The sequence below is a fragment of the Parasulfitobacter algicola genome (genome assembly GCF_013315265.1).
Taxonomy (GTDB): Bacteria; Pseudomonadota; Alphaproteobacteria; order Rhodobacterales; family Rhodobacteraceae; genus Parasulfitobacter; species Parasulfitobacter algicola.
This window is the reverse complement of sequence record NZ_JABUFE010000004.1, coordinates 90209-110990: the sequence shown is the minus strand read 5'-3', so window position 1 is coordinate 110990 and position 20782 is coordinate 90209. Positions and strand designations below refer to the sequence as shown.

Sequence of the window (20782 nt, the reverse complement as noted above, 5' to 3'; positions counted from 1 at the left end):
TTGGTCGCAAAAAGGGAAAGTCACAAGCCGTTTAGAAATGCATGCTAAAGGATATAGTGAACAATCAATGCAAAACCGCCCACGAAATGTGCCGCCAGCGTAAATCCATAGGCAGCCGCTGCGATAATGGCATGTCGGCGGGGTATTGCGTCTTGCAGATTGCTCAGATCAGGCGTCATCAACAGACTTTGCGCGCCAAAAAGGGCAAATATAAACAACGCTGTTGATTGCATCCAAAGGGCGGCGGCGGCAAATGCGGCACTCATTGCGACGGCCAGAAACGTCGCAAGTGCTGGCCAAAAGGCATAGGCAATGTTTCTTAAACACCGACCTCCATCTAACGGCCAAAAAGGGAGCAGATTGAAAAAATTGATAATTCCGGTGACGGATCCAAAAATCCACAAGGCATTTGAAGCCTCGAACCAATAGGGCTCTATGATATCGGACAGCGCAAAGGCCAGCGCCATTGGCGCCAAACAGATTGCGGGGCCCATGAGCGAGATAAAAAAGGATTCAAGCTGTGTGCCCGGCGCACGGTCTGATATCGCCACACCGCCCATCAAAGGGATCAGCCGAAAGCGGGCGTCGTGGTGTCCACAAATGCGATAGGCGGCTACGTGACCATATTCATGGACCATAATCGATATCACAAGTGCCACGCCGTACAATGGGCCAAAAAACCAGGCAGCCGCACCGAAAGCTGCAATACCCAGCAAAAACCCTTCGGTATCAAAACCTGACAACTGCCCACGTCCATTGGCAAAAAGCCCTTCGCGTAGCGTGTAAGTTGTAAGTGCGCAGAGCGCTAATGCCCAAAATAAAAAAGTCATCTATCAACCTAGTCTAATTCTTACGGCGCTTATTCAAAGAATATCACGGCGAAAGAAAGGCTTTTTTGAACCCAACTGGTGCAAATGTGTTCAACCTTGTGATGTATCAATCACAGTGATGCCCACCCTTTACTTCAGATGCCAAAGCCGAGTTGCCTCTTGGGATTTTGCTTTGTCATGTTGGCGTTCTAGACCGATGTCTTTTGCCGCATGCCTGTTCAATGATGTCATGTTAAATTTGGTTTGCCATGGCTTATATTTTCGCAACCCCGTATTTATAACATGCCATAGTTTGAACCGCCCAGTTTGTTTGAATGGTTTTATCACTTTCACTGACTCCAATCTTGTATTTTGCAAGAAGAGCAGGCAGTTTAATTCCTCAGGTAAGCTTGAGGTCAATATGAAAATAGTGAAAAATAACAGTGATTTATCTGTTGGGCAGCTTGCCCATAGATCAGGTGTATCCGTTTCGACATTGCATTATTATGAAGCCGAGGATCTAATTTTTGGGTGGCGTAATGCGGGAAATCACAGGCGTTATAGCCGCGATATGCTGCGGCGCATTGCCGTTATTAAGGTTGCACAATCCGTTGGCCTAAGTCTTTCAGAGATTAAATCGGCTATAGATGTGTTTCCAAAAGACAAAAAATTAAATGCATCGGACTGGCATCAGATTTCCAGTGGGTGGAATGATCTGATCGAAGAACGGATCAGGAAACTGACTTTGCTGAAAGATCAATTGAACGACTGTATTGGCTGCGGGTGTCTTTCCCTTGAAAAATGCCCACTTTATAATCCAAAGGATGAGTTGGGTAAAAATGGGCCTGGTGCGCGCCGCTGGACTGCTGATCCGACATGAAGACTGATCTTTCGCGCCGCATTCATCGCACGAAGTGCCAGAAGAAATGCACACAAGGTGCGCCCCTTTAGGTTACAGATTTTCTGGCTGTGGCATGCCGATAATATGATATCCACCATCGACATGCACAATCTCACCACTAGTACAGGCACCATAGTCACTGGCAAGGTAAACGGCGGTCCCGCCAACGGCTTCTAAGGTGGCGTTTGCACGAAGGGGTGCGTTTGCTTCGGCCTGGCGGAAAGTACGTCGCGCGCCACCAATGGCCGCCCCTGCCAGTGTTTTCATAGGGCCGGGCGATATTGCGTTGACGCGAATGCCATCAGGGCCCAGGTCATTCGCCAAATAGCGAACGGTCGATTCAAGGGCTGCTTTGGCCACACCCATGACGTTATAAAATGGCGTGACGCGGTTCGATCCCTGATAGGTCAGCGTCAGGATCGTTCCGCCATTCGGCATCAGTTCCGAGGCGCGCTTGGACACGTCGATCAGCGAATAGCACGAGATCGACATCGATGTTTTGAAGTTCTCACGCGTGGTGTTGATGAAGCGGCCCGTCAGTTCGTTTTTATCGGAATAGGCGATGGCGTGGACCAGAAAATCGATACTGCCCCATTTATCCTTCAGCGCGGCAAAGCAGGCATCAAGACTATCGTCATCCATCACATCCACGTCGATCAGGAAATCGCTGCCCACGCTTTCGGCCAGGGGGGCCACACGTTTGCCAAAAGCCTCGCCCTGATAGCTAAAGGCCAATTCGGCCCCTTCAGCATGCAGCGCTTTGGCAATCCCCCAGGCGATGGAACGTTCGTTTGCGACACCCATAATCAGGCCGCGTTTTCCGGTCATCAAATTCGCCATTGTCAATTTATCCGTTATATTTTGAAAGAAGCATCGACCCGTTCGTGCCGCCAAAGCCGAAGCTGTTGGTCATGACAGTGTCCAGGCCTGCGTTTTCAACCAGGTCGGTCGCGATTTCAGCGGGGTCCAGCGCCGGGTCCAGTGTTTCAACATTGATCGACGGCGCGATGAAGTCGTTTTGCAGCATCAGCAGGCAATAGATCGCCTCTTGCGCGCCGGTGGCGCCCTGGCTGTGGCCGGTCATCGATTTGGTTGAGCTAATGGGCGGTGTGCTGCCCTGGCCAAAGACGCGGCGCACGGCCTCAACCTCGCCGACATCGCCAACAGGGGTCGAGGTGCCGTGGGCGTTGATATAGCTGACGCGGCGCCCGTCGGGGATCGTCTCTAGCGCCAGACGCATCGCGCGTTCGCCGCCTTCGCCCGAGGGCGCGACCATGTCGTGCCCGTCCGAGGTGGCGGCAAAGCCGGTGACCTCGGCATAGATCTTGGCGCCGCGGGCCTTGGCGCGTTCCAGTTCCTCAAGCACGACAATCCCGCCGCCGCCTGCGATCACGAACCCATCGCGGTCGGCGTCAAAGGCGCGGGAGGCCTTTTCGGGGGTGTCGTTATACTTGCTGCTCATCGCGCCCATGGCGTCGAAAAGGCAGGACAGGGTCCAATCCAGTTCCTCGCCCCCGCCTGCGAACATCACATCCTGCTTGCCATACTGGATCTGTTCGGCCGCATTGCCGATACAGTGCAGCGATGTCGAACAGGCCGAGGTGATGGAATAGTTGATGCCCTTGATCTGAAAGGCCGTCGACAGGTTCGCCGAAATGGTCGAGGACATGCATTTCGGCACCGCAAAGGGGCCGATCCGCTTGGGTGCACCCTTTTCAAGAACGGTCTGATGGGCCACAAGCATCGCGCTGGTCGACGGGCCGCCGGACCCGGCCACAAGCCCGGTGCGCGGGTTGACCACATCAGCCTCATCCAGCCCCGCATCGGCAATCGCCTGTTCCATCGCGATATGGGCATAGGCCGCGCCGGGCCCCATAAACCGCAGCTTGCGCTTGTCGATGTGATCTTCAGGCGTGATTTTCAGCGTACCGGCGATCTGGCTGCGAAAGCCATGTTCGGCCATTTCCGGTGATGCTTCGATGCCTGATTTCCCGGCCTTTAATGCGGTCATAACCTCATCAGCGGTGTTGCCAATAGGGGACACAATCCCCAGACCTGTGATAACGACGCGGCGCATATGTGGTCCCCCTTACGCTTAGTCGTTGCCTGCGGACAGGCCGACTTTCATTCCTTTGACCTCATAGATGGGTTCGCCATCAGCCTCAACCCGGCCATCGGCGACACCCAATTTCAATTTTCGGTCGATCACCCGCGTAAAGTCAACATAATAGCGGATCATCTTGCGTTCAGGCGTGACCATTCCAGTCAGCTTCACTTCGCCCACACCCAAGGCCATACCCAGCCCGTGCCAGCCACGCCAGCCCAGATTAAAGCCGGTCAACTGCCACAAACCATCAAGCCCAAGACAACCCGGCATGATCGGGTTGCCGGGGAAATGGCATTTGAAAAACCAAAGATCTGGCGTGATATCGAACTCTGCGACAACATGACCTTTTCCATGCGCGCCACCATCTGCGCTGATATCAGTGATCCGATCCATCATAAGCATGGGTGGTTCGGGCAACTGCGCGTTGCCTTTGCCAAAAAGCTCTCCTCTGGCACATTTCAACAGGTCTTGCTTGTCAAAACTGCTTGGATAATCCGCCATTTGTATTGCGCCTTTTTTTAGATCTTTTCACGTTCACGTCGGTGTAACACTCTGTCGTAAAGGGGCGCAAGCCACGCTGAAAAACAGTTGCAATCGATTTTCAATTGAAACAAACGCATGTGTCACCCTATATACTATGTCTAGAACAGAAAAATGAGGCCGCAGATGACCGTTGACGCTGTAGAACGTGGAACCAATTGGCTTACAGCCGCCGGGCTGCGACCGACACGTCAGCGTGTGTCATTGGCTTCCCTTCTGATTGGTGACGGTCAAGATCGCCATGTTACAGCTGAAAGCCTTTATGAAGCAGCATCGACATCGGGCGAAAAAGTATCTTTGGCGACAGTATACAATACATTGCGTGCTTTTTGCGATGCGGGTCTGATGCAGGAAATCACTGTGGATGGATCGAAAAGCTATTTTGATACCAATATGTCGGATCACCCGCATTTCTTTTGGGAAGACAGTGGCACCTTAAGCGATGCGCCAGCAGATCAGCTGGAAATCAAACGTCTGCCCAAAGCCCCCAAGGGTGCCGAGATCGCAAAGGTTGACGTAGTTATCCGACTTCGCAAGACTTAAGTTGCGGTCTTAAAAAACGATACTTTACCATCTGACATAATCCGCGCTGCACTAAGTTTCCCCGTTTTATACGCCCCTGTGTCCAGCGCGATACGATGTTGGTTGATATGCGCTGTTTCAAATATCGTATGACCGTGCGCAATCCAAACAGCATCAGTTCTGGGTTGGCTTAAAAACGTTTTGCACCCCCATAACAACACATCTTCATCTTGATCTGCGATTGCGACGACAGGGTCTGCGGCAGCATGAACGCAAGTCAGATTACCGCTGGACCACATAAGTGGAAGATTATGTAGCCAGATGCACAGATCTTCGCCCAAAGCCTTGATTAAGGCCCGCGCCATATCACGTAGGATATCGCTATCATACAGATCATCAGGGATCGGAATACCGAAACTGGTCAACGTTTGTTCGCCGCCATAGCGCAGCCAAAGTGCAGTTTCCGGGCGGGGATCAGATAGAAAATCCAGCAGCATCTGCTCATGATTACCTTTTAGACAGATAAAGGATGCGGGCGCTTGAAGATGAGCTTTGTGCAAAAGATGCAGAACTTGCCGTGAAAACTGCCCACGATCTATATAGTCACCCAATAGAACGATGTTCAGGCGATCAATTTTGCTGCGGGCGATATCTTCGTCAATGGTTTCGAACAATTGCAAAAGCAGATCATAACGCCCGTGGACATCACCAATGATATAAACAGGCCGTTCAGGCGCGGGCTTTTGTGCCTTATCTCTGTTTGAGAATAATCCCTTTAGAACTGTACCAACGGTATTCATTTTATTTTTCACTTACTTATGGGTGCTATCCAAGAAATTTGAATATAACCCGCTTTGTCTGAAAGTGTATTCAGTACCGCGAATCAAACTGTGGCCACCTGTTTTGATCTTCCCCATTCGCCATATGGTTTAATCATCCCAACAGCAAACACGCTTCGATTAAAAACTGGGCTGTAAGGGGCGATTTCGTCAAAAAACCGCCGATAGGTCAGCATTAATGATCAATTTTGGCAGCCTTCCGCCACCCCAAATTTGTTTCGTTACAGAAAACAGTTATGGCGTTTATGCGTGCTTCGGAAGGATTTTGTAAAATGTCACATCTTAAACAAATCGAACCTGCTATGGGTCCAAGTGCCAGCTATGGCCGCCCCCAGATTGCAGTAAAACGGGCCGACAGCACTCCGACTGGCGGGGTGTGGAAGCGCATGCTGGACATCGCGGTTTCACTGGTCGCAATTGTCCTTTTGTCACCGCTTTTGATCGGTGTTGCTGTCATCGTAAAGCTGACCAGCAAGGGCGCAGTCTTTTACGGTCATGGCCGTATTGGTCACAATGGTACAACTTTCAAATGCTGGAAGTTTCGCACGATGGTCAGTGACAGCGATGCAGCGCTGCGTCGATATCTGGAACAGAATCCTGATGCGCGTGCGGAATGGGATCAGGATCGCAAACTTAAAAACGATCCGCGTATTACCAAAATCGGTAAGACATTGCGCGATCTTAGCATTGACGAACTGCCACAGCTTTTCAACATCCTAAAAGGCGAGATGAGCATCGTCGGACCCCGTCCTGTTGTTATGGATGAATTAGAAAAATACGGCCGCTCTGCCGTGTTTTATCTGAAAAGCCGACCCGGTTTGACCGGGTTGTGGCAAATCAGCGGGCGCAATGATGTCAGCTATGAACGCAGGGTATTATTGGATCGGTTTTACGTTGTGAACTGGTCGTTTTTCAAAGATCTGCGGATCATCTTGAAAACGGTTCCGGCTGTTCTTGGGTCGCGTGGTTCCTATTGATATCATTTATGGTTGTGTTGCTATGACCTTGGTCCGGATAATAAGAACGTTGTTGGCATCCGTGTCGCTGGTCTTTGGGTCAGCGGCCATGGCCGAGACGTATCAGTTGGGGGTGAACGACAGGCTGAACATTCGTGTCTATCAATGGATCAGCGCCGAAGGCGTTGTTTTGGATTGGCCTTCTGCATCAGGTGAATTTGTGGTGGGGCCGGAAGGAACGATATCGGTTCCCTTGTTGGGCGAGATTGAGGCAGACGGTCAAACGACATCCCTTTTGGCAACTGTCATTGCGGACGAACTATTGCAAAAATATGCGCTGACGGATCCGCCTAGTGTATCGGTTGAAATTGCAAAGTTCCGCCCTTTTTTCATTGGTGGTGATGTAATGGGGTCTGGTCAGTATGACTATATTCCTGGTCTGACCGTTGGGCAGGCTGTCACACTTGCGGGCGGTACAGTCGATATGTCGCGCAATACACTTGGCGAAAATCGGATTTTTCTGAATGCAACAGGCAGTTTGCGTTTACTGCAAGCCGAACGTGACAGGTTGCTGGTCAAGCGGGCGCGACTGGATGCCGAAGAAAACGGTTTGCAATCAGTTGTGGCCCCTGACGGGGTGTCATCGCCCACGCGGCTTGATCTGATCATGGCCGAAGAAAGTGATATTTTAAAAACCCGGATTTTGCAGCTGGCCAGTGACCTGGATGGTCTTGAACGCCAGAAAAACCTGTTACAAGCCGAAGTCGAAGCACTTGAGGATAAAGAAGATAATCTGGCCCGCCAGCGTGAGATCGGGGAACAAGAACTTGAACAATCACAGCAGTTGATTTCGCGCGGGTTGGCAGCCAGCACGCGGGTTAATGAAGATGAACGCTATCTGGTCGATGTGGATTCGCGCATTCTGGATTTAAGCACACAGCTATTGCGTGCCCGTCAAGGCATTGCCGAGGTTGAGGCCGAAGCTGCCGCTTTGCAGGTTGAACGCGATGCAGAAGTGTATTTGGAAAGCCAGAAAATTGATGCAGAGCTGGAAGAGATTGAACGCCGTATGGTTACGGATCAATCCATTATAACTCAGGCCGCAGGGAATATTGCTGAAATGGGCGGGCCTGGTATGCAGCTGTTTTCAGTCGAGTATCGCATCAGCCGTCGCGAAGATGGCCAAGCAGTAACCATAACGGTCGATGAATGGGCCGAGGTGAAACCGGGCGATGTTCTGAATGTCAGAAAATCGTTGATGCCGATGCAATGAAACCGTCAGTCGGACGGTCGGAAAATCATGTAATGACAAATGCTGCGTCACATTCTGCGCCCACGTCTGATGGGCATTTCGGGCACTTGCGTCAGGGCCGGTCGCTGGCTGCGATCAAGGGTGTCTTTTGGTCAACACTCAACACTGTTGTTCCCGCGATTATGACTGCGCTGGTCTTTCTTGTCAGTTCGCGTCTGTTGACACCTTATGATTTCGGCGTTGTGGCATTGGCGACAAGTATGGTGTCTTTGGCCATAGCACTTGCCCCCGCTGCCTTTGCCGAAGCTTTGGTGCAACGCAGCCAGATTGAAGATCGACATACGGATACGATCTTTTGGATGTGTTTTGGTACGGCGATCCTGTTGTTTGTTCCCTATTTTATATTTGCAGGCGTGTTGGCTGATTGGGTGGATGAACCATTGTTGCGTTGGTTATTGCCTTTTCTGGGATTGAAAATCCTGTTTGATCTGGCTGCAGCTGTGCCAACCATGCTGCTGGTTCGTGTTATGAAATTTCGCCTGGTGGCATTGCGCACGGCCGTGGCCAGCATCGGTGGTGCTGCTGTTTGTTTGACACTGTTGATGCTGGATTTTGGTCCTTGGGCCTTGGCTGCGGCGCAGATAACGACATCATTCATCGCGATGGTCGTGGCCTTTTTAAGTGCCGGATGGCGGCCTGGCAGACAGATCAGTTGGTCTGCGCTAAGGGATCTGTTCCGCTATGGTGCCTTTACGACTGGCGAGCGGTTTTTGAACCTGTTTAACCTTGATCAGATGCTGATCGGTTTGCTGACCAGCCCGGCTGTTTTGGGTATTTTCAACTTTGCATACCGATTACTGACCATTTTGAATAATCTGATTGCGGGGGCGTTATCGTCCGTTTCGCATAGCGTTCTGTCTTCGATGCAATCCGAACCGGAAAAGATGCGGCGCACATTTATGATCTCAAGCTATGCATCATCGGTCGTGGCATTTCCCCTGTTTGCAGGCCTGGCGGTTACTGCGCAGACTGCTGTCCCATTGTTGTTCGGCGCACATTGGGCCCCAGCGATTGTACCTGTTCAGGCGATTTCGATGATCGGTGTTATGGCCAGCATCAGCATTCCACAAGCGGCGCTTTTGAAAAGTCAGGGCAAAGCGCAATGGTGGTTTGGCTATCAGCTTGTCCAAAAAGTTTTCACTGTTTTGGTTATTCTGCTGTTTTACAGTCAGGGATTGTCGATTTTACTGCTCGCGATGGTCATCAAGACAATTCTGATCTGGCCCGTATCGGTCGTTATGACGGCACGCATTTTGCAAACTGGCGTGTGGGCTTATCTGATCAGTTATATTCCGCCGGTGACAGCCACTGTTGGTATGGCAATCGCTGTCATCTTTATTCCGCAATATCTGGACATTACGACACCTTGGGCCTTGCTAGGTCTGCAAGTTGCAATCGGCGTTGGCGTTTATGCCGGGTTGATCGGTCTGATGTCGATCAATCAGCTGCGCCAAATGTTCCGCATCCTTCAAAACGCAAGGGCTACGACATGAAACTGACCTTTTTTGACAATGATATCCCGAACTTCGGCGACGAAGTGAACAGAACCATGTGGGGCCATTTTACGCCGCCTGATTTTTTTGATCAGGATGAAAGTGAGTTGTTTATCGCAATCGGCTCAATCCTGTATGATGATTATCCGGCAGCCGCGCGCAAGATCGTGGCGGGGTCTGGCTATGCTGGCTATAGCAATGCGCCGAATGTCCATGACGGAACTTGGGAAATTCTGTTCGTCCGTGGTCCCCAAACAGCCGAGGTGTTGGGCATTGATCCATCGCTTGCGGTGACAGACTCGGCCGTTTTGCTGCGCGCGACACCCTTGCCTGATCCGGCACCGAACATAGGTGCTGCGTTCATGCCGCATTTTGACAGTTTGCAGCGTGGCGATTGGGCCAAGGTGTGCAAGATGGCAGGGATTACTTTCATTGATCCACGTGATCCTGTGGACAGGATAATCGCACAGATCCGGGGTGCGGATGTAGTGGTGACCGAAGCCATGCATGGCGCGATCGTTTCAGATGCTATGCGCACGCCATGGGTCAGCGTTTTGCCAATCCATAAGGCACATCGCTTTAAGTGGCTGGACTGGGCCAGATCGGTCGAAATTGACTATCAACCCAAACGATTATGGCCCTCCAGCACGCGCGAGGCATTGACGTTTTTCACCGGCCACCATGGCATTGGCGCGCGCACCAAACGCGTTCTGGATTCGGCCCCAACGCGGCCCTTTACATGGGCGATTGAACATATCGCTGCGCAAAAACTGCAAAACCTAGTAAAGCAGACACCGCAACTTAGCGATGACGCAGTGATCGAGCGTGTGACAGATCGTGCCGTCACTGCAATCGAGACGTTCGTAAAGTCACGTCGGTCAGGTGACAAGCCAATCAGGGCCGCAGAATAGCGTTCTGTTCGCCCAACAGCAGCAATGGCTTTGGCCGCATCTTTGGTGCACGGGCAATATAAAGTGCGCGTATGCCATAGATGTACCCGCAAATCAGCATCATGCTGGTGGCTGAAAAATGGGTGAATGCAGGGACTTCAACGACGCCTGTGATGGCTTTGACAAAAATAAAGGATGTGAAAAATGCGCTTTCTGCCGTTGCTGTTTTCAACGCCCATTTTGCGCATAAGATCAGCCCGGCCAGCAATATCCACATCTGAAGACCAGCACCAATGATACCGCCTTCGACCCAGGCAGCGATCAGCATGTTGTGAAAGTTAAAGCCACCACGTTCTTCGATCCCGAACGCGGCCCAAAGCTGTTCGGCCGAATTGTGGCCTTCGACCCAGAACGCCTGATAGCCAACACCCAAAATTGGCCGTTCTGCAATATAACTTATGCCAACTGCCCAAATATCAGTGCGTCCGGTCAGCGTTGTATCTTTTCCAGTTTCAGCCAGCACAAAGGATGCAATCTGATCTTGCAGATTCAGCGCTGCGATCAAACCAAGGATCAAAATCAGACCTGTGGCGGTTAGGATCACAGCCCGCGCGCCTGTCGAAAACCGGCGTAACATCAAAAGAACGGGAACCAAGATCAGGCCAGGTAAGGTCAGCAATGTCTGGCCCGCGGATTGCGCCCCCAGTAAAAGGCGCATGCCGATCAACAGACTTATTACCCCGGTAACGCGCAGCCACTTTGCAGCGCGACGGTCCATGGCAACGGCGAGGGCCAGAATAACAAATGTCGACATAGCCCCGGCAAAAGCGTTCTTACTGCCGAATATCCCCAAAAGCGCGCCATCGAAACGCGCCTTACCAATTGTCAAACTAAGCAATGCCACGGCGCCAAAAGCTGCGAAAAGGACATACATGCAACGCCTTGGGCCCAGTCGATATCCAACCGCTATGGCCACGGCCACTGTAAAACCCAGTTGCAGTGCATGGCGAAAGGTCACGCCTGGGTAAAGTGACCAAAGCATTGAGATCAAAGCATAGATTGGCAGCAGCAAAACAGCCCAATGGGTCATGAAAGCGGCATAACTGCGCTGTGGCCAAACACATAACAACACAAGACCAGATGCCAAAAATCCCAACGCACCCAGTCTGCCAAGGATCGGGATCAGCAGAATTGGCGCAAAAATACCAAAAGCCAGTACAGTGACCGGGCAGATATTATATATGCGGGTTTGGTATCCTGGCGTGATACTCAAAATGACTGGCCCTGTTTTATTGTCGCAAATCACACATGACAGACGCGTCGAACTGACAGCTGTCACTTAGACTTGTATAGGCGATCCAGTCGATTTCCATCGTGATACGCCTTGTCACAGGCCGAAATTCGCCCATCCATTCGATATTCGTATCGCTGCCCCAAAGGCTGGCAAAGATCTTTTGCGGATGGGTGGGCAGATAACGTGTGCCAATCGTTTTATGTACAAATTCCCCATTCACATACCAGCGAATTTCGCGGGGCGTCCAAAGCATGGAATAGATGTTGAACGATGTATGCGTGGGGTTTTGCAGGGGCACTTCTTTGCCGTGATGTGGTTCACCGGAAACATAGGTATTGAAGCTGACGCTATTGGTGTCTTTGGTCAAAATTTCGACGTCGATTTCATCATGCGGCTTGTTATTACTGGGGCCGATATAAGTGAAAAACGCGGCATTCAGACCCGATCCTTGGCCAGTCTTGATCCGCGCTTCAAACAGACCGTAGCCATAGGATTGATATGTCCGCAATTCCCCGCATTTGTAACGCAACGGTCCACCACCGGACCGATCAAATCCAAGGATCAGTTTGCCACCTCTCACATTCACCTGATCAGAATTCCAAAGGCAGTTCTGATATTCGCCGTTTCGCCATCCGTCAGAGATATACCATTTTTCTGTGTCCAGCTCATCAAAGTCTTCTTTGAACGATTTGCCCAGTTCTTCCGCATACGCAGAAAAAGGGATACAAAGCATAGCAAAGATCAGAAAAAAGCGGTCGATGTGAGCGCGCATGTTGGACCTCATGATCAGGATTTCCGATGATCTTATTTAACCATCTAATACACCCATAACGGGCATAAAACCTTTCCTTTGCTGATGCAGCATATTGGGCGGTTCCTGTCTTACCAGTGTTCAAAAAATGTGCGATAGCCTTTAATTTTAAGGTGTTTCGGCGGAAAACTGTGTGCTTTAGGCAAAGGCTTGCTTGGCAAGCTGGTTTTCCGTTCAAGGCATTTGCAAAAGATGTGTCTAGGGGATTACTGGCAATAACAAGCAAGAGGCGAATGATAACATGACTGGGTCCAGTATTGATTTTTCCCAGACACCTGTTTTGTCTGTGATTATGGCAAATTATAATGGTGCCAAGTATCTTGAGGCCGCGGTGAACAGCGCCTTGTCGCAGACCTTGCATGATATCGAAGTGATTGTCGCAGACGACGGTTCGACCGATAACAGCCTGGATATATTGTATGCAATGCAGGCTGAAGACCGGCGGCTTATTGTATTACCTGCACAAAAAAATGCAGGGCCGGGCGATGCGCGTAACCGGGCGATTGAACGCGCGAATGGTGAATGGCTGGCGATCGTTGACGCGGATGACGTTATGGAACCGCATAGGTTTGCGCATCTGATTGCATGCGCCAACGTACTTGGTGCGGATTTCATCGCAGATGATCAGATTTGCTTTTCGGCCGATAACATGGCCGATACCAACACTTTGTTTCAGTCGCATCTAATGGGTCTGAATATGAAACTATCGCCCGCGGTTTTTGTTAAAAGCGGTGATCTTGGCTTCATGAAACCGCTGATCCGTGCCGACAGTTTGGGCGATCTTCGCTATCGCACTGATATCCGCAATGGTGAAGATTTTGATTTTTATCTGAAATATCTCATGTCGAATGCCAAAGCGTTTTTGGTGAACAAGCCGCTGTATTTTTATCGCCGCCATTCCGCATCAATTTCGCATCGCTGGTCCGTTGCCGATATTCGGGTGATGATAAAATGCAATGATGATATCTCCACGTCCGATGCCGCAACACGCGCAGCACTGAAAATACGTCGTGATCGACTGGAACGCGCATTGGCGTTTGAACTTCTTATGACAGATATAAAAGCCCGACGCCGATTTTCAGCTGCAAAACGCCTGTGCGCAAAGCCGTTTCTGTTTGGTCCTTTGGCACGGGCTTTGCGCGATAAACTATGGCGATCAAAGACCGAAGATGCAGTTACCAAGATTGCATTACAGGTCGTAAAAAATCCGCGTGATGCCGATGATAAATCAATTCCGCAAATCTGATCTGATAATGAAGATGTTACAAACACAACAGCCCTTGGTTCACATCAGAACGCCCACTTACAAAAGGGGCGATGCGCTGCGGCGGTGTTTGCAGTCGATGGTTGATCAAACATGGCAAAACTGGGTTTGCGACGTTTATGATGATGATCCTGCGCAATCTGGTCGCAAGGTTGTGCAAGGGCTGGGCGATGCACGCGTGCACTATAATGCGAATGTGCCGCAAAAGTTTGCCTCAAGAAATATCGACGCATGCTTTAGTCGTGATAACCCCCATGATGCGCAGTATTTTTGTGTGGTCGAGGACGATAATCTGATCCTTCCGGATTTTATCCGTGACAACATCCGTATCTGCAATGATCACAACGTTCAGATCGTCTTTCGTAATCAACTGATCGAATATGCCAGTGGGACCGATCATGCCCGGCTAAGCGAAACCGGTATTCTTGAAGAAAAATACCGTGAAGGGACGTATGATCCCGCGACATTCCGGTTGTCCCTGCTTGCCGATATCGGTGTATCGAACGGTGGCTTGTTTTGGGGCAGTGATGCCGTCACCGATCTTGAAATTGGTGTCGATTGCACCGCGACATTACAGGAATACATGCGTACCTATGCGATTACTGAACCAATTTATGTGGCCTTGCACCCTTTGGCCATCTGGGCTGAAAATGGCAAAGACACCACCCGTGATCTGGGAAATGCGACGTCATATCTGCGGCGTGAACTGGATTTGAAACGTGCTATCCAAAAGCTGCAGCGAAATGCCTGGCGTCGGGGGCATACGGCTGATTTTATCAAAACGGATCGTTTTGCCTTTGATCCTGAAAAGCGGGCAACAGGATTGGTCAAAGCGCTAATTTCCCTGAACACCGGTAATGCGCTTGGGCTTTATCAAAAACTGCGACTACTGGCGCGCGGGCTGCTTATTCAAACAGTTGGACGAACGGATGATAGTTTGGACCATTTTATTGAACGCCACAATGGTCAGATTTAGCGATTTTCCGTTTTAGTCGTCTGTGATGGCATGATTGGTGTGGATTGTTGCGGGGGTGCAGATACATCCTTGCCCCAGAAAGACCAAAGCACAATCATCAACAAATATCCAAATTGAAGCGCGACAAGGGTGACCAGAACACGTAGTGCAATGACACCCCAAGTCGCATCATTAGAAGCCGACCAAATAAAGACCGCACCAACAGCGATCAATAGCAAAGCTATGAATGCATATATCCGCATGTAACCGCTTGCCTCCATGCATCCCGTTGGCGTCCTTTCTGGACATTTTCCAAAGGGATTTCCCCAAGCTGCATTTCGAATTTGTTAAAGCAACAATAAGCAGAAAGCTGCCGTCAAGCAAGGTCACTGAAGTGGTATCTTCTGGACATTTCGGGGTCAAATTTCGGGCAAGTGTCGATAAATCAAGCAGTTCTACGTCGTATGATAGCCGCTATAGGTATTGATGTATGCGTCACTTGTGTCCGCAGGTGCATAGCTTTGCAACGTGTTCATATCAACTTTGTTCAACACAACACCAAGTGATTTTTGTGCGATTTTCGGGTTCAACCGCAATTGCTGACGCAGTAATCCGCGGGGTGTATCACCCCAAGCTGCGACCAGCAGGAATTTTTGCAACAAAGGCTCAATCACCTTGGCATCCACCACAGGGCTAAGGGGCGGCAGATCGACGATCACATAGCTATATTTTTGCTGAGCCGTGGCGAGAAGCACCTGCATCCGCTTTGAAGACAAAAGCTCTGTGTAATGTGACAGCCGGTCATTGGAAAAGCATGGCACAATATGCAGTTTTTCGACGTCATGGCCGATAATAACATTTTCCAGCGTTTCATCGCCCATAAGATATGTCAGAATGCCTGATTTCTTACGGGGAATATTTAATGCCCGTGTCAGACCAGGATTTCGAATATCAGCGTCGATCAACAATGTTTTGTGCCCAGACATCGCAAGTAAAAGCGCAAGATTTGATGACACTGTTGATTTCCCTTCGCCGGGCAGGGCAGAGGTGATGCCAAGCACTTTACAGGTGTTGTCTTCGGTTGTGACGCCAAGGGCAAAACGTACATTCCGCAATGTTTCCGCAAAAACAGACCGAGGTTCGCGTAACACACGCGATGCCGTATCCAGATCAAGCGATGGCACGGGTTTGGGTTTACTGACAAAGGGCAGCGTTAGAAAACCACTTTGGGATTTTTCCGGCAAAGGCAGATAGCCTAGGAAATTCTGATCGGTTTCTGTTTCCACATCTTCTGCCGTGCGGAAAAACCGTTCGCGAAATTCACGCAAAGCCATTACGGCCAGACCAAGAAGCAGACCCAATACCAGACTTGTCATCAAAACATTGGATTTGCGCGGCCCTGCGGCATCGCGGGGCAGTGTTGCGTCAACCAGAATACGAAAGTTCGTGACTGGAAAGCTCTGCTGTTGTTCGATGGCCTGATATTGGCTTAGAAAATTCTGATAAATGCTGGCCAGCGCATCGGCCCGTTTTTCAAGGTTTTGCAGTTCGACTTGGGCTTGGGTCGCTTGCGCGTTTTGCATTGTTGCACCGGCCACACTTTGGCGCAACGCATTGACCCGGGCTTCTTCAATCTGGGCTTCGGCGCTGACTTCGTTGTAAATGCGGGTTAATTCACGGCGCAGTGCGCCTGACAATTCCTGCTGTTGGCGGATCAGGATCAGGGCCTGAGGGTGTTCGGGTCCGAATTGTGTGATGACGTCTTCCAACCTGCTGGACACATTCGAATACCGTGTCTCAAGTTCAGCCAACTGCATGTCATCAGTTGTGTTCACCAATTCGCCTGGATTTATAATTTCGGCTGGATCGCGATCAATCAAAGTTTGAAACCGTTGCATCATGGCTTCGGCTTTTGCAGCATCGGCTTCGGCCAGCGCAAGTTGTGTGTTCAGTTGATCCAGGCGCTGTTCGGTGATCAATTGCCCTTCGGTTGCAGTCAGGTTGTTGTCTGCGCGAAAGCGTTCAGTTTCAAGCGCAGCCTGCTGAGAGCTGATCGCAAGTTCTGATAATTGATCCTGCATCCACACCAAGGTACGTTCGGTCGTCTCAAGATTGGCATTCAGTTGATCGTCAAGATAGGCATTCGCAAAGGCGTTGGTAATATCAGCGGCCAGCTTAGGATCATGCGAAACATAGCCAATGCTAAGGACATAACTTTGCCCAACGCGCGTGACACGGATGGATTTTTGCAAATTCTGCGCGATAAGTTCGCGCATGTATGCAGCATCATCAACTGCGTTTGACGGTGTCTGCGGTGCAGGGCGACCGCCCAGTAAATTGCTAACAAACCTGCGTGTACCGCCCACTGTTTTCCCTATGAATGACTCGGGTGGATTTCGGAAACTTTGATTGTTTGCCAGATCAAGTTTATCGACCACCTGACGGGCAATTGGCGCGGATTTAACCACGTGGATTTCGTTCTGAATGCCTGCGTCATCGTTTATTCCGTCTGCGGTTGCGGCCGCTTGTTCAACGATTTTATTGACGCGATTATCAACCAAAACCTGTGCTTCGGCCCAATAAACCTGGGGTGTCGTCGCCAGATAGAAGATCCCCATCAAAACACCAAGACAGGCACAAATTGCGATCGCCGTACGCTGGCGCCGCAAACTGACCAGTAAACGGTCAAAGCTAATCGGCTCGGCCATGTCGCCCTGTTGGATCACATTTGCACTTTCATTAAATCGAAGGCCAATACGTGTCATCTTGTGCTTCCAATTATCTTGTGGGCTTGCATGTTTTTTGCCCGTCTCGTCACTTTGATTACAGCTATCAATAGGCGGTGGGCATCCCGCAGGGGTACCAGCACTGACATCTGCTGCGTTTCCGCGCATGGCGGAGATATCTGCTTATATTTTAGGCGATGCATTTTAGCCTGCGGTCTTGTCAGCCAGCCCATAAGGCGTAATGGCACGGGCGCCAAACAAGGCGCTGATCACACCCACATGCAGCATTCCCCTTAGAAACCAGGCATTTCGCTTATGTGCCAGTGGTATAGTCAGGGCGGCCCCGACCATGCAGAATGCAATTTTCGCAGCAGACAAAGCCAATACCTTGCATTTGCCAGCTAAACCAAGATCCTGATAATAGACTTCTGCCTGCGTTTGCCCCATCCGCTTCCGCCGCTCTGCGAGCCATTTCAGTGTCGCACGGATATCAGGAACGGCCTCGGACACGACAGCTTGAGGTGCAAAGGCAAAAAGAACATCGCGTTCGAAAAGCTGATGGAAAAAGCTGGTATCCTCGCCCCCGGTTTGCCCCTTTTCCAAATCAAAGGTTAGGTCGTTAAAAGCCATCTGATCGCGATCTAATAACACATTGCAAGTATAGCCTGTCTGGATTTGACCGTTCACCCAAACTGGTTTCGTGTCGTGAAATACGCCCTGTTTCATCCATTTTGGCGCATGTGGCATATATGTTGCCTGAACCGGACCAAGCACGACACCAGCACCAGTTTGGGCTTGGGTATCCAGCAGATGCATCAACCAATCGCGTGAAACTGTCTCATCATCGTCGATGAATGCCAAAAATCGCGCTTTACTAATCTCAAGCGCCCCATTGCGCGCGATTGAGATATTGCCTGCAGGTTTATGGGCATAGATCACAGGAAAATCCGCAGTATCCTGAAACGCCTTAATCATCGGCTTTGCGGTTGGTGACACATCATTATCTACGACAATCACCTGTAAAATGACGTCTTTTGGTACGTTCATATCCGCAATACTTTTCAGGGTTCGTATCACGCATGGTCGTTGGAACGTGCATATGCAGATATCGACATTCATTGGGTTTGGGCTGCTGTTTTGGGTTTCAACGGTCTGAACACGCCTTGCAGCAGGTTGATCCAGAACCCGGCAGACCAACTGGCATGCATAATGGCGGCTGACACTGCAGTCATTACAAACTTGGGGGATCTGTGCCTTGCTGCGATCGCGATCCCGCCAATCAAACACGCCATTGCCCATACCAAGGCCGGCACTGTGGCCAACAGTGACAAAGGTGCTAAAAAGCCAAACATCAGTGCAGGCATTACCATGATCACAACCAGTTGGCGCAGCTGTGGTGTCATTTGGTGTTCCAGCATCGTACGGGCGCGGCCATGGCCATAGTTAAAATACTGACGTGCCAATGCGCCAAAGCTATCACGTGGAAAATAAGTAATGAACGTATCGCTGGTCAGCCAGATTTTGTGACCCGCGCGGATCAATCGCCAATCTAATTCAGCGTCTTCATTATGACTGAAGGTTTCGTTATATCCGCCCACCTGTCGGAATGCGTCAATGCGCATCAGCGCGTGGTGGCCATGTACAACATATGTGCCGCTTGAATGCGCGCGATGCTTTGATCCGCCTGTTCCAAGGGCTGAATTTTGAACTGCCGCATTAATAGCCTGAATACCGCTTTTACCTTCGGCGATCATACCAACCGTTATACTGGTAGCGCTCGTCTTGGCTGCTTCGGCCAACAGCACGTCGCAATAGTCATCAGGATAACGGCTGTGGGCATCAATACGGATCAACACATCTGCGCCATCACCATAGCGCGCAACAGCCAGGTTGATCCCCGCGCTTTGCAGACGTTTGGGATTATGCATCAGAATCACGCGGGGATCGATATCTGAGGCGGTTCGAACGGTTTCAACCGTTCCATCGGTGCTGCCGCCATCTGCAACAACAATACGGGCGTTCGTTTTGTGTGCAAATGGCAAAAGCTGTGTTAACAACCCACCTATGTGAGCAATTTCGTTCAGGCAGGGGATCACGATTAAAACGCGTTGCACTTGCGACCTCATGTCTGATCCTGAAGGGCGGATTTGGGTTTTGATAAGCTGATCTGCGGAATGTTTAACTGGCTGAGCTTTGTGACAAGCTCAGCGCATTCCTTATCCGAACAAATCCACGTCGATTGCGGCTCTGATTGAACGGCGCGTCTTGCAACGGTTATATTTATCGCCTCAAGCTGCGTTGCGATTTTATCCGCATCATTCGTGTCGATAATGGCGCCGATTTTCCGTTTTTGAAGAAATCGTGCGGTTTCTGTTGTGGCGCGCACCAGTGGCACAGCACCATGCGCGCAGCCTTCGTACAGCCGATTGGGCAGCAACCAGTCCGAATTTTCGCCTTGCTGATAAAAATCCAGCAGCCAGGCCAGATCGACCTGACTGTAAATATCCGCAAGATCATCCGGATAGCGATATGGCCCGCCAAAATGAAGAAACGGATTGTTTGCAACAATCTGGTCAAAGTCGGGCATCACATCATAGGCGGGCTTGCCGCGAAGGCTTACCTGAATACGACCGTCAGTGTTGCGCGTGATTTGATCCAGAAAATGCAGCGATTTTTGACACCGCAGAATACCAAACCAGCCGATGCTGAGTTTGCCGTCCGATACTCTTGATAAATGCGGCGGAGCATTTTGCAGCATCTTGTTTTCCACAATCTGAGTTTGCGGGGCACACTGATCAAAACGGTCAAAATAATTCCGAACGAACCCCGGTGAACTGGTGATCAAAAGCGAGGTTTTGCGCATCAAAGCCCGTTCCAGCTTTCGCAGTGCCCACCCGATCACATCGCGGCGCAGCATCAGATGATGAATATCCAGACATTCGTACACAATCGGTATATCGGATCTGCCGAATTGCGCGCGAACCCGCCCTGACAGCGCAAGCATCTCAAGATTGCGCGCTATTATCAGATCAGGTTTTGGCGTGCCCGGTATCTTTTTTCGCATCGTCGCAAAACTGCGCCCCACAGCCGCGATACGCTGGATGAAGCCGCCATTTTTTGTAAGACCAAAGCAGGTCATCGTTTTTGCGGGGCCTTTGGTAACCGGTGATGCACGGGAAAACCCGGCCAGATCAACAACAGCACCGCCCGTATTCAACATGTGAACACGGCGCCATATCGCAGCGTCAGACAGATCATGTGCCAGATAAAGAATACGCAAATCAACCAACCTCGTATTCGCTTGGACAGCGAATTTCACCGCCCCGTCGATACCGTTACATCACGGGACTGTCTTTGGGTGCA

The 20782-nt window shown here is 50.6% G+C and carries 20 protein-coding genes; 8 read left to right on the top strand and 12 right to left on the bottom strand.

Annotated elements, in window-relative coordinates; all coding sequences use genetic code 11:
• Positions 1 to 44: 44 nt before the first annotated feature.
• Positions 45 to 830, bottom strand: a complete 786-nt coding sequence (locus HRQ87_RS08875; RefSeq protein ID WP_174137433.1) for a metalloprotease — start codon at positions 828 to 830, stop codon at positions 45 to 47.
• Positions 831 to 1230: 400 nt separating this feature from the next.
• On the opposite strand from HRQ87_RS08875, the gene soxR reads away from it, so the two are divergent.
• Entirely contained in the window at positions 1231 to 1689 is a 459-nt protein-coding gene (gene soxR / locus HRQ87_RS08870; protein ID WP_174137431.1) for a redox-sensitive transcriptional activator SoxR, read from the top strand.
• Between the two features lie 72 nt (positions 1690 to 1761).
• Here the strand turns inward: soxR and HRQ87_RS08865 are convergent, their stop codons facing one another.
• Genes HRQ87_RS08865 through fabA form a run of 3 tightly spaced genes read right to left on the bottom strand, consistent with a single transcriptional unit; the run spans position 1762 to position 4318 of the window.
• A complete protein-coding gene (locus HRQ87_RS08865; RefSeq protein WP_174137429.1) occupies positions 1762 to 2550 on the bottom strand; it encodes an enoyl-ACP reductase FabI in 789 nt (262 codons plus the stop codon).
• A gap of 7 nt (positions 2551 to 2557) precedes the next feature.
• On the bottom strand, positions 2558 to 3787 hold the full coding sequence (gene fabB, locus HRQ87_RS08860; protein WP_174137427.1) for a beta-ketoacyl-ACP synthase I: 1230 nt from the start codon (positions 3785 to 3787) through the stop codon (positions 2558 to 2560).
• 18 nt (positions 3788 to 3805) lie between these two features.
• Positions 3806 to 4318 carry a bifunctional 3-hydroxydecanoyl-ACP dehydratase/trans-2-decenoyl-ACP isomerase gene (gene fabA, locus HRQ87_RS08855; RefSeq protein WP_174137425.1) on the bottom strand — a complete coding sequence of 171 codons (513 nt, stop codon included), beginning with the start codon at positions 4316 to 4318 and terminating at the stop codon, positions 3806 to 3808.
• Between the two features lie 165 nt (positions 4319 to 4483).
• On the opposite strand from fabA, the gene irrA reads away from it, so the two are divergent.
• Positions 4484 to 4900: an iron response transcriptional regulator IrrA gene (irrA, locus tag HRQ87_RS08850; RefSeq protein WP_174137423.1), complete on the top strand. Its 417-nt coding sequence runs from the start codon at positions 4484 to 4486 to the stop codon at positions 4898 to 4900.
• Here irrA and HRQ87_RS08845 read toward each other — a convergent pair.
• A complete protein-coding gene (locus tag HRQ87_RS08845; RefSeq protein WP_174137421.1) occupies positions 4897 to 5679 on the bottom strand; it encodes a metallophosphoesterase family protein in 783 nt (260 codons plus the stop codon). The two genes, irrA and HRQ87_RS08845, sit on opposite strands and share 4 nt — an antisense overlap.
• A gap of 311 nt (positions 5680 to 5990) precedes the next feature.
• Between HRQ87_RS08845 and HRQ87_RS08840 the strand changes: the two genes are divergently transcribed.
• The 4 genes from HRQ87_RS08840 (at position 5991) to HRQ87_RS08825 (ending at position 10390) form a co-directional block, all read left to right on the top strand.
• Positions 5991 to 6695, top strand: coding sequence for a sugar transferase (locus tag HRQ87_RS08840; RefSeq protein ID WP_174137419.1), 705 nt, complete (start codon positions 5991 to 5993; stop codon positions 6693 to 6695).
• Positions 6696 to 6756: 61 nt separating this feature from the next.
• Positions 6757 to 7947 carry a polysaccharide biosynthesis/export family protein gene (locus HRQ87_RS08835; protein WP_343035215.1) on the top strand — a complete coding sequence of 397 codons (1191 nt, stop codon included), beginning with the start codon at positions 6757 to 6759 and terminating at the stop codon, positions 7945 to 7947.
• Positions 7948 to 7979: 32 nt separating this feature from the next.
• On the top strand, positions 7980 to 9479 hold the full coding sequence (locus HRQ87_RS08830) for a lipopolysaccharide biosynthesis protein (RefSeq protein ID WP_174137415.1): 1500 nt from the start codon (positions 7980 to 7982) through the stop codon (positions 9477 to 9479).
• Positions 9476 to 10390 (top strand): polysaccharide pyruvyl transferase family protein, encoded by a 915-nt coding sequence (locus HRQ87_RS08825; protein ID WP_174137413.1) that lies wholly within the window; start codon positions 9476 to 9478, stop codon positions 10388 to 10390. Before HRQ87_RS08830 ends, HRQ87_RS08825 begins: the two co-directional genes overlap by 4 nt.
• Here HRQ87_RS08825 and HRQ87_RS08820 read toward each other — a convergent pair.
• Together HRQ87_RS08820 and HRQ87_RS08815 are read right to left on the bottom strand one after the other, a co-directional pair.
• Positions 10374 to 11642 (bottom strand): O-antigen ligase family protein, encoded by a 1269-nt coding sequence (locus HRQ87_RS08820; protein WP_174137411.1) that lies wholly within the window; start codon positions 11640 to 11642, stop codon positions 10374 to 10376. The two genes, HRQ87_RS08825 and HRQ87_RS08820, sit on opposite strands and share 17 nt — an antisense overlap.
• Positions 11643 to 11658: 16 nt before the next feature.
• A complete protein-coding gene (locus tag HRQ87_RS08815) occupies positions 11659 to 12435 on the bottom strand; it encodes a family 16 glycosylhydrolase (RefSeq protein ID WP_174137409.1) in 777 nt (258 codons plus the stop codon).
• Between the two features lie 280 nt (positions 12436 to 12715).
• On the opposite strand from HRQ87_RS08815, the gene HRQ87_RS08810 reads away from it, so the two are divergent.
• Entirely contained in the window at positions 12716 to 13720 is a 1005-nt protein-coding gene (locus tag HRQ87_RS08810) for a glycosyltransferase family 2 protein (protein ID WP_174137407.1), read from the top strand.
• Positions 13721 to 13727: 7 nt separating this feature from the next.
• Positions 13728 to 14714, top strand: a complete 987-nt coding sequence (locus HRQ87_RS08805) for a glycosyltransferase (RefSeq protein WP_246251960.1) — start codon at positions 13728 to 13730, stop codon at positions 14712 to 14714.
• On the opposite strand, the gene HRQ87_RS08800 is transcribed toward HRQ87_RS08805, so the two are convergent.
• The 5 genes from HRQ87_RS08800 to HRQ87_RS08780 form a co-directional block, all read right to left on the bottom strand.
• Positions 14711 to 14956, bottom strand: a complete 246-nt coding sequence (locus tag HRQ87_RS08800; RefSeq protein ID WP_174137405.1) for a hypothetical protein — start codon at positions 14954 to 14956, stop codon at positions 14711 to 14713. The genes HRQ87_RS08805 and HRQ87_RS08800 overlap by 4 nt on opposite strands.
• A 192-nt stretch (positions 14957 to 15148) precedes the next feature.
• A complete protein-coding gene (locus HRQ87_RS08795; RefSeq protein WP_174137403.1) occupies positions 15149 to 17458 on the bottom strand; it encodes a polysaccharide biosynthesis tyrosine autokinase in 2310 nt (769 codons plus the stop codon).
• 165 nt (positions 17459 to 17623) lie between these two features.
• Complete coding sequence (locus HRQ87_RS08790; protein ID WP_246251958.1) at positions 17624 to 18538, bottom strand: glycosyltransferase family 2 protein; 915 nt, start codon at positions 18536 to 18538, stop codon at positions 17624 to 17626.
• Positions 18535 to 19545: a glycosyltransferase family 2 protein gene (locus tag HRQ87_RS08785; protein WP_174137399.1), complete on the bottom strand. Its 1011-nt coding sequence runs from the start codon at positions 19543 to 19545 to the stop codon at positions 18535 to 18537. Before HRQ87_RS08785 ends, HRQ87_RS08790 begins: the two co-directional genes overlap by 4 nt.
• Positions 19542 to 20738, bottom strand: coding sequence for a glycosyltransferase family protein (locus HRQ87_RS08780; protein WP_174137397.1), 1197 nt, complete (start codon positions 20736 to 20738; stop codon positions 19542 to 19544). The genes HRQ87_RS08785 and HRQ87_RS08780 overlap by 4 nt, the downstream gene beginning before the upstream one ends.
• Between the last annotated feature and the right edge of the window lie 44 nt (positions 20739 to 20782).